Source organism: Pseudarcicella hirudinis (assembly GCF_900115665.1).
Classification (GTDB): domain Bacteria; phylum Bacteroidota; class Bacteroidia; order Cytophagales; family Spirosomataceae; genus Pseudarcicella; species Pseudarcicella hirudinis.
On sequence record NZ_FOXH01000014.1, the window covers coordinates 165,460 to 174,636 of the forward strand.

Here is a 9,177-nt window from a genome sequence, read left to right on the forward strand (position 1 = left end):
AATCAAAAAGATACAATAATGAATTATTTTAAAGCGGTAAGCTGTTTAAATCCCGACCCCTAAGGAGCTTACCGGATTCAAACAGCTTACCGCTTTGCCTTTGAATAAAACCTTAGTTTTTTACAGCAGAAAAATACTATTTATCTGAGGTTTTCAATAATCCCGGATACAGGCTTCCATCCAGGTTATTGATCTGAAGATTTAATAATTGAAGCACCAGGGGTGTAATATCCTCAAGTCCCATTACCGGAATGGTCGTTTTGGGCCTTATTCCTGCTCCATATGCAATGAACCCTGTCTGTATTTCAAAGAAATCCGGGAAAAAACCATGTGTTCCTCCTTTTACGGGTTTCAGGAAAGGTTCCTCGAAAGAGTCTGTAAAAGTAAATCCCTGAACACCTGTAATTGCCAGTTTTGCTTCAGGGTCAGCCCCGATTGCAGCTAGTTCTTTCTGGGGAATTACCTTAAACATCTTCTTTACTGATTCAGGCTGGTTTTGTAAAATGCCCTGAACCTGTTTAAAAGTCTGTTCATCATTCTTATCCTTCAGATACAAAAATGCCATTCCTCCCTGTTGAAGAAAGGTGGCTTTCCAGTTTCCTCTGTCTTTTCTTTTTTCCATCAGACCTGCTTTCACCAGCCAGACATTAGGAGCAAGCTGAGAATGAATATCTACAAAACCATGATCTCCTACAATAAGGAAGGTGGTACTATCCTTTATTCCGGCACGTTCTGTGGCCTCCACAATTCGTCCGATAGCATTATCAACATTAGCCACTGCTTTTGATACACCCGATCCGCTTCTTCCTTCTTTATGCTCAAAATGATCAACATTGAACATATGAACTGTAATCAGATTCGGTTTGTAATTTTCGATAATATGGGCGGCCATTCTTGAAATATTTTCGTCCATTGCCAAAAAATCACTATTCATATTCTTACCAGTCAGCTTTCCGGTCGCATTCAGCTCTATTTCTTCAAACAGACCTTTAGGAGTTGTCATTTGTCTCATCTGAATGATAGGATCCGGTCCCTTGTCATCTCTGAATGTTTCAGGGACATTATAGTCGATACTGGTAGCTCCGAGTGTAACCGGCCAATGCACAGAGGCAGTTTTAAGGCCTTTTTTCCGGGCAGCATCCCAGATTGTTTCGGCTTTTATCAATTTGGAATCCCAGTTCCAGCGTCCTGTCTGTCCTGTTGGTTCAAATGGTGTATTATGAAAAATACCATGTTTAACAGGCAATACTCCGGTAATAATTGTAGTATGTGAAGGATAGGTAACACTTGGAAAAACACTTCTCACACCATTTGCAGAAGCACCCATAGCAGCCATTTCTTTCAAATTCGGAGTTGGCCACTCATCGTTCCGGTAAAAATCAGGACGAAAACCGTCAATGCTGATCATTACTACATATTTCGACTTTTGTGCATTGGCAGCAAAAGAGGCAAATATTATGAAAAACAAAAGTTTATGAAAAAGCTTCATAGATCTGAATAATTAAATTTTTACAATAAAACTGTAAATCAACATTAGAATGAGTATCTCAAGCCCAACTGGATTCTCCACGGAGTTCCACCAGCACTGGAAATTTTCAGACCTGCACCACTTTCAACATTATAGACATAATTTTTTGTAGCCTGATCGAATGCGGTCATTGTCAGCAAGTTGATATTACCATGATTGTAACTTACCCCGAGGTTTTTATCAATTAAATTAAGGAAGTTAAAACAGTCAGCAGAAAGAGAAAGGTTATGTCTCTTTTGAATTCTGAAGTCTTTGGTTAATCTTAAATCAATTTTATAGTAGAATGGGTTAATACCACCATTACGCTCTGCCACCCTTCCTACATTGCTTCTGATATAATCTTTCACACTTTGCGTAATATCAGGATTATCCAATAAAGCCTGCATCCCTTTTCTGATGCTTTCGGGAACTTTTGGGTCATTCGGATCAAAAACATAGGCAAGATCATTTGTTAGTACAAAGTCACCATTAATACTTTTATTTCCTCCTACGAGAAACGAATAACGGGTTCCGCCAACCCCATTAAAAATTGCACCAAGCTGGAATCCTTTAATGGTAGGAGTTGCTGCAGAAATAACCAGTTTATCAGAAAAGTGATCATCAGAATAGGAAACACTCTGGTCTCTCGGATCATCCACAACTGGTCGGAAAGTAGAAGTATTCGCTACACAACAGTTGAAAGAGGAGTTATCTTTGGTATCATTTTTAGTATAACTTACCGTAAAATAACCATCGGTTCCCAATTTCATACTTGCTTCCAGTACTACAGCCCACTGATTCAGTACCCCTGAAGATTCCAGCTCCAATACCCTTCCTATCGCATCTGTTTTACGGCCTTTTGTCCAGTCAGTTGCTCCATTGGCAGGAATCGTTTCAGCAGGTACATAAACCCCTCTGTTTCCTTCATTGCTCAAACGGAAATACGGCTGATCCACAATATTGCGATCATAATAAACATAATTATTTACAGTTTTCGACCAGAGAAGGTTAACGCCTGCTCTGAATCTTGAACTGAAAAAGCGGTTATATGATAAATTGAGTTTATAAATAGACGGTACCTGAAAATCGTCACTTACAGCATTGATAGTAGAAACATAGCTTGCTCCGTTAGGAATACCCGGCGCAGTAGAAGGATTATTTCTGTATGAAACGAAATCCGGTTTAGGAACTCCGGCACCTGATATGTCAATTGATCCTACCATTGTCCCGCTATTCTGGATATTATTTAACTGAAGGTAGGAAACAGGCTGAGCCGAGAAAATCCCGCCGCCAAATTTCAAAATGTCCTTTTGTCTTCCGTTGATATCCCAGGTAAGCTGCAAACGAGGCTGAATATTATTGTAATCAGCAAGTTTATTATTGGTTTTAATCGACAATTTGCTTTCTGTAATCGGGTTGGCATCTCCTTGCTTAAAAAAGATCGTAGCATCATATCTCAATCCGGCCATTGCTGTTACATTATTAAACGGCGTAAAATCTACCTGTGCAAAAACTGCCAGATCAAGCAACGATTGTTTTACAGCAGGATCAACCAGGGGTACTTCTCTGGCATATCTGCTCGGTTTCATGTCGATGAAATCCTGCAAACTTGAAAAGAAAAAGCGGCCATTCATTTCATTTACAATTTTGGAGTTCAGAAATGTCAGCATGTTATCTGTTCCAAATTTAAAATTCAGATTTCCTCTTCTTAAATAAGTGGTATTGGCAAGTTGAATCGTCTCATCTTTTGTGCTTTCTGTTCCAAAACGCTGACCACCAAACTGAACCGTTTTAGTTTGAGAAGCATTAGGATTGGCTTCAGTCGGAATAGCTGATTTCACGGTAATAATTGCTCTTGGAATATTTGCAGACGGCAGATCAGAATTGACAATGTAATCTCTTGATACATTCTGATACTGAACTTTCAATTCATTGGTAATGTCAGTACCTAAAGAAGACCTTAGTGAAAGTAATGAGCTGTTTTCTGTTGACTGGAATCCAATCCAGCTTTCCAATAAGTTGATATTAGAGTTATCAGAAGTAGAATTCGGACTCAGCCAGGTAGTCAGGTTGTTACGGAAAGTCAGTTTATTCTTTTCATTAATTTGCCAGTCGATACGTGCAAACAAAGCATTTGCTACAGTTTCTCTTGAAAAATCGCCATATTGTTGTGTGTTTTTCATACCGTATTTCTCTCTGGCAACCTGAATTAATTTATCAAGGTTTTCCTTTGAGATACCATAATTCTGTTCCTGAACTCTATCATATACAGGTGCAATCTGATAAGGTATGGTTTCATTCTGGCGGTCAAATGCCACGAAGTAATGTAATTTATCCTTGATGAATGCTCCTCCTAAAGAAAAACCATATTGTTTCTGATCAAACACGGTAGTTCTGGGTGTTCCGTTGATATTGTATTCACTGGCCATCGGGAATAATTTATTTCCTAAAAAAGTGGCCTGATTAGCCCTCTGATAAAAAAATGCAGAACCTTCCATGGTATTTGTACCATTTTTGGTAACCGCATTCAGAGATCCCCCACCCTGACGTCCCTGAGTTACATCATAATTGTTTGTTGAAACCTGGTATTCACGAATAGCTTCCTGGGAAATAGTATATGGACCATTTCCGATAGCACCATTTGTGTACATATTTCTGGCATTAACTCCATCAAGCGTCACATTGGTTGAAGAAGACCTTTGACCGCTAAAACTTCCGTCTTTACCCTGAAGAGGAGAAAGCGCTGTTAAAGCAGTAAAGTTTCTCCCCTCCATTGGTAATTGTTTCATTTGAAGAGAAGTTACGGCAATTGCAGCTCCGGCTCTTTCAGTTTCTTTGTTCACAAATGAATTGGCACTCACAATTACTTCCGCCAATTCGGTATTTCCCGGTTTCAGGGTAGCATCAATTCTTAATAAATCTCCCTGATTCAGCGCATAATTAGAGAGTTTCTGAGGTTGGTATCCAATAAAAGAAATCGTTACTGAATACGGTTTCCCCAAAGGCAGCTGCTGAAGCTGATATTCTCCCTGGCTGTTTGTAATAGTTCCGGTTTGAAAACCTGTCGATTCATTTTTTACTCTTACAGTAGCACCTGGAATTAATTCTCCCTTTTCATCAAACACTTTTCCGGTAATTGTGGCATCAGTACCTTGTGAAAATGACTTTAATGAAAATAAACTCAGCAGCAAAAAAAACAGAACTTTTCCGGGAATTTTGATTCCTGAAAAACAAATTGTACATGTAGGCATTTTGTGAAATTGATTAAATTGAAGATAGTTTCAAACAAATCTACCCTCTCAAAATTACCTGCCTTTTTATAGGATATTATCTTTGTGTTACCCTATGTATATTTAATTTGCAGTTCATTCTAATTTATTCCAGGCTACTTTTTTAAAACTTAATGTCAGATTTTAAAGTTATTTAATAACATAAAACAATTTTGCTGCTTCAAATTCAGGAGAGATAAGTTTTAATATATATTGTCCTGTTGTCAGCTCATTTATTAATAATGCATAACGTCTGTCAAGCTTTTCGACAAAACCATCCAAATGTAATTTTCCGTGGAAATCATAAATTAAGATTCTGACATTTTCCAGATTATCCGGAGTTTCTATAATCACTTTGTCGCCCGGATTTGGATTCGGATAAATAAACCATTCTCTTTCCGAAGCATACTTATTTACATATTTAATAACCGATGGAAATGAATAACAGGTAAGCATATTATTTTCTGAAAGCATATATGCTTTCTTCTTTCTTGCTGTATATATTCCGGTTTCAACAACTTTCACTACCGAACTGGTGTCTTCCAGCAGTCTGTCTTCAAATTTCCATTCATAACCATTTCCCTCTTCCGCAGATTTTGCTTCCAGATTATATACTCCGATCACTGATAAAGCCGGAGAAAGTGGTAATGTTTTTACTTCAATTTGAATATCTTCTGATTTGAGTGACCTGCAGCCAAATTTATTTGTAACTATTAATGAGTAATTACCACTTTTGTTCACAACAATTTTCCGACTGGTATTGCCATTATTCCACAAATATTCCTGTTCTTCTGTTGAGGAAAGTATTGTCTTGCTGTCAGCGCAAAAGGTTTTATCTCCCATTACAGAGATGACAGGTCTGCCTGGTAAAGGATAGGTAATAATCTTTATGGTATCTGATAAAACTGACCAGCAATTATATTCGTTTCCAATACTTAGTACATATTTCCCGCTCGTTCCGACAGAAATAGCCTGTGCTGAATCTCCGGTATTCCATTTATAATAAAGCCCGGGACTGGATAACAGTATGGTTTTTCTGCCATCTTCACAAAAATTCAGATCGCCTCTGACAGTCACTTTTGGTTTTTGGGGTTTTCCACGTACAATTACTGATACAGAATCTGAAACCTCAGATTTGCAGCCAAATACATTTTCTGTAAAAAGGCTGTATTTCCCGGCTTTTTCAACAATAATTGCACGAATTGTATCTCCTGTATTCCAATGATATTTAAATGCTTCAGCGGAATACAATTTCATTGCTTCTCCATCACACAGATCCAGGCTATGATTGGCTGAAATAATAGGTTTTGAAGGCAGTGGATTGATTTTAACAATTAAGTTTTCAGAAACCGGAGAGATGCAATTATTGAGATCTTTTATGCTGAGGCTGATACTTTCAAAGCCACTTTTCTGACCGGAAATAACATTTTCAAAGTGGTTTTTTCCATGATCCGACCATAAATAGGTTATTTCAGGCAAGGAATCCGTTCTGATTGTCAGTTTTTCTCCAACACATATTTCAGGTTTGCCAATACTGTTGATTTCAGGTTTATGAGGTAATGGAAAAACGATTATTTCTTTCGAACTTTCATGAGAAATACAACCATTCCCATCTTTGATCGTAAGGCTGAACCAATCGGATTTATTACCTGCTTTAATACTTCTGGATTGAGATTTTAATCCGTTTTTACTATTCCATTCATATCCATAGGCAAAATTAGTTGTCAGCTCCGGGCTGACTCCGTCACTACAGAACTTATCGTTTCCATTTATAATAATCTGAGGCGCAGCAGGTTTTGGTAATATATTGACAAGAACAGGATTAGATGCGTTAGATGTACACCCCAGATAATTCACCACTATTAATTCATACCGGCCGGATTCTCCGGTGGCAATATTTTCATAATAACTAATAAGCCTTCCGTCTTTATACCATCTGTTTTCCCTGCTGTCTGAAGGTACAACAGCCTTAATATTCACACTATTCCCCTCACAAACTGTAGATTTACCTTCTGCAAAAATAGAAGGAGAAGCAGGCTTTTGTACCACGTTGATTCTTACCTGCGGAGATTCAGCCGTACAACCATCACTCGACACTATCACTGAATAATTACCTGATTCCCTTGCTATAAATTCTCTTTGATTTCCATCTATGATTCTTCCTTCTTTTTTCCATTGGTAAGCTTTAATTTCGGCTGAACCACTTGCCCTGATTACAGCAAAACTCCCCTCGCATATTTCAGTATTTCCAAGTACTTCTGTTCTGTTATCAGGAAAATCTTTCAGGGTAATAAAACCTCTTACTCTCGGACTGGGAACTCCATTTACAATACATTCAACATAAACATCTGAGCTTATGGTAATCGGTCCGACCATGATAGAAAAGTCTTTGCTAAATGGTTTTTCGTCTTTTATTGCCCAATACCAGTTGATTTCACCCGCACAACTGCTGGCAGATAATGAAGCCATATTTCCTGAACCACAAACAATGGCGGATTTTACCTGAGGAGCTTGTGGAGCTGGTATAAAAAACACATTTACTTCTGTTAATTCACTTAAACAGCCATCCCCTACGCATTGGGCATAATATTTGGCAGGGCTTGTTATTTCCGGAGTGCTGTATGTAAATGAGTTGATCAGAAATTGAAGATTGACATCATACCAATTAACTCCAGAGCCATTACAATTAGTCGCAACCAGTGTGACAGAACCTGAGCCTTTTACTGTTTCGGAGGCTACAACAGGTTTCGAGAGAGTCGATCGACTCACGGTAATACCCGATTTTCCCTGACAACCAGCAGCATCTTCAACCTCCAGTATATATTCACCGGGATCATTTACAGACAAGGTCTGGTTTTGGCTGATAATATTCTGACTTTTAAGCCATTTATAAGAAAACGGAGCGATTCCGGATGTAACTGAAGGGGATAAAATAACCTCATTATTACCCGAATTACCGCAAAGACTTCCTTTACTCAGAATCTGAACCTGCAAATCACAATTCCGAACTCCGATACTTGCTGTAGCAGAAGCCTGACAACCTTTTGAATCTATTATTTTTAGTTTAATCAGATCAGGGGTGGTAAATCCGGTAAATTTAGGATTAGAACTTTGTGCATTGGGTGAAATGGTAACATTTGGAGAGGCAGTCCACTCAAAAGAATAAGGAGCTGTACCTCCGGAGGCCGTCTGTACTGAGGCCAAATCATAAACCTGAGAAGGAGAAAGGGTGCCTCCTGCTCCTGCATTCGCAACAGGCAAGGGATTCACCAGAATATTTGTGGAAGCTTTATCTCCTCCGCAATCCCCATTCAAAACATATTCCACTGTAAAAACTCCGGAATTTAATGGCTCTAGCTTTCCCGTCTGAGGATCAACAGAAGCATTACCGGAAATCAGGACAAAAGTTCCTCCAACGGGCTCGAAGCTTTGAGGAAATATTGTAGCCCCTATACATGCTTCCTTTGCATATTCCAGCTGAGCATGCGTAGTTGTGGTTTCCTCAATACTCACCAGATTACTCTTCTCACTCAGGCATTCCCTTTTCAGGCATTTTGCATAATAATTGGCAGATTTGCTGAAGGTTATCGGCATATCAACACTTGTCCCATTTTCCTCAAACCATAATAATGCTCCATTCTCACAACCTGAAGCAGTCAGACTAACCTGAGAACCTAAACAGGCTTTTGTTCCTATAACTATTGGTGCTTCTACTAAGATTATAGCAATTTCTGAAATAGCTTTACTGATTCCGCAATTATCATTCACGCTATAGGTGATTTGGAAAGTTCCACCTTGGTTAGTCTCCAGTTTTCCTGTCCGGGAATCAACGCTTGCTTCCGTGGAATTTACCGTGAAAATCCCACCTTTAGGTTCGTAACTAATTGGCAGAACTTCTGAACCTAAACATTTCTCTTTTGCATATTCCAGTTGCGCATGCGTAGTAGTGGTTTCCTCGATACTCACCAGATTACTCTTTTCACTCAGGCATTCCCCTTTCCGGCATTTTGCATAATAATTCACAGATTTGCTGAAGGTTATCGGCATATCAACACTTGTCCCATTTTCCTCAAACCATAATAATCCTCCATTCTCACAACCTGAAGCAATCAAGCTAACCTGAGAACCTAAACAGGCTTTTGCTCCCAGGGCCGTTGGTGCTTCAACTGAGATTATAGCAATTTCTGAAACAGCTTTACTGATTCCGCAATTATCATTCACGCTATAGGTGATTTGGAAAGTTCCACCTTGGTTAGTCTCCAGTTTTCCTGTTTGGGAGTCGATTATTGCTTCTGTAGAATTGACTGAAAAACTCCCCCCTTTTGGTTCGTAACTAATTGGCAGAACCTCTGTACCCAAACATTTCTCTTTTGCATATTCCAGTTGAGCATGCGTAGTAGT

3 protein-coding genes are annotated in these 9,177 nt (G+C 38.9%); all 3 read right to left on the bottom strand.

The window, feature by feature from the left end; all coding sequences use genetic code 11:
• Positions 1-136: 136 nt before the first annotated feature.
• Complete coding sequence (locus tag BM179_RS20185; protein ID WP_092018984.1) at positions 137-1,489, bottom strand: alkaline phosphatase family protein; 1,353 nt, start codon at positions 1,487-1,489, stop codon at positions 137-139.
• Positions 1,490-1,533: 44 nt separating this feature from the next.
• Positions 1,534-4,758 (bottom strand): TonB-dependent receptor, encoded by a 3,225-nt coding sequence (locus BM179_RS20190; protein WP_092018985.1) that lies wholly within the window; start codon positions 4,756-4,758, stop codon positions 1,534-1,536.
• Positions 4,759-4,926: 168 nt separating this feature from the next.
• Positions 4,927-9,177 (bottom strand): Ig-like domain-containing protein (locus tag BM179_RS20195; RefSeq protein ID WP_177219465.1); only part of this gene is annotated, 4,251 nt, incomplete at its 5' end.

What these genes read in the sequence shown, in the direction of transcription:
- BM179_RS20185 (WP_092018984.1), bottom strand. Translation starts at nt 1,489, where the DNA reads ATGAAGCTTTTTCATAAACTTTTGTTTTTCATAATATTTGCCTCTTTT.
- BM179_RS20190 (WP_092018985.1), bottom strand. Translation starts at nt 4,758, where the DNA reads ATGCCTACATGTACAATTTGTTTTTCAGGAATCAAAATTCCCGGAAAA.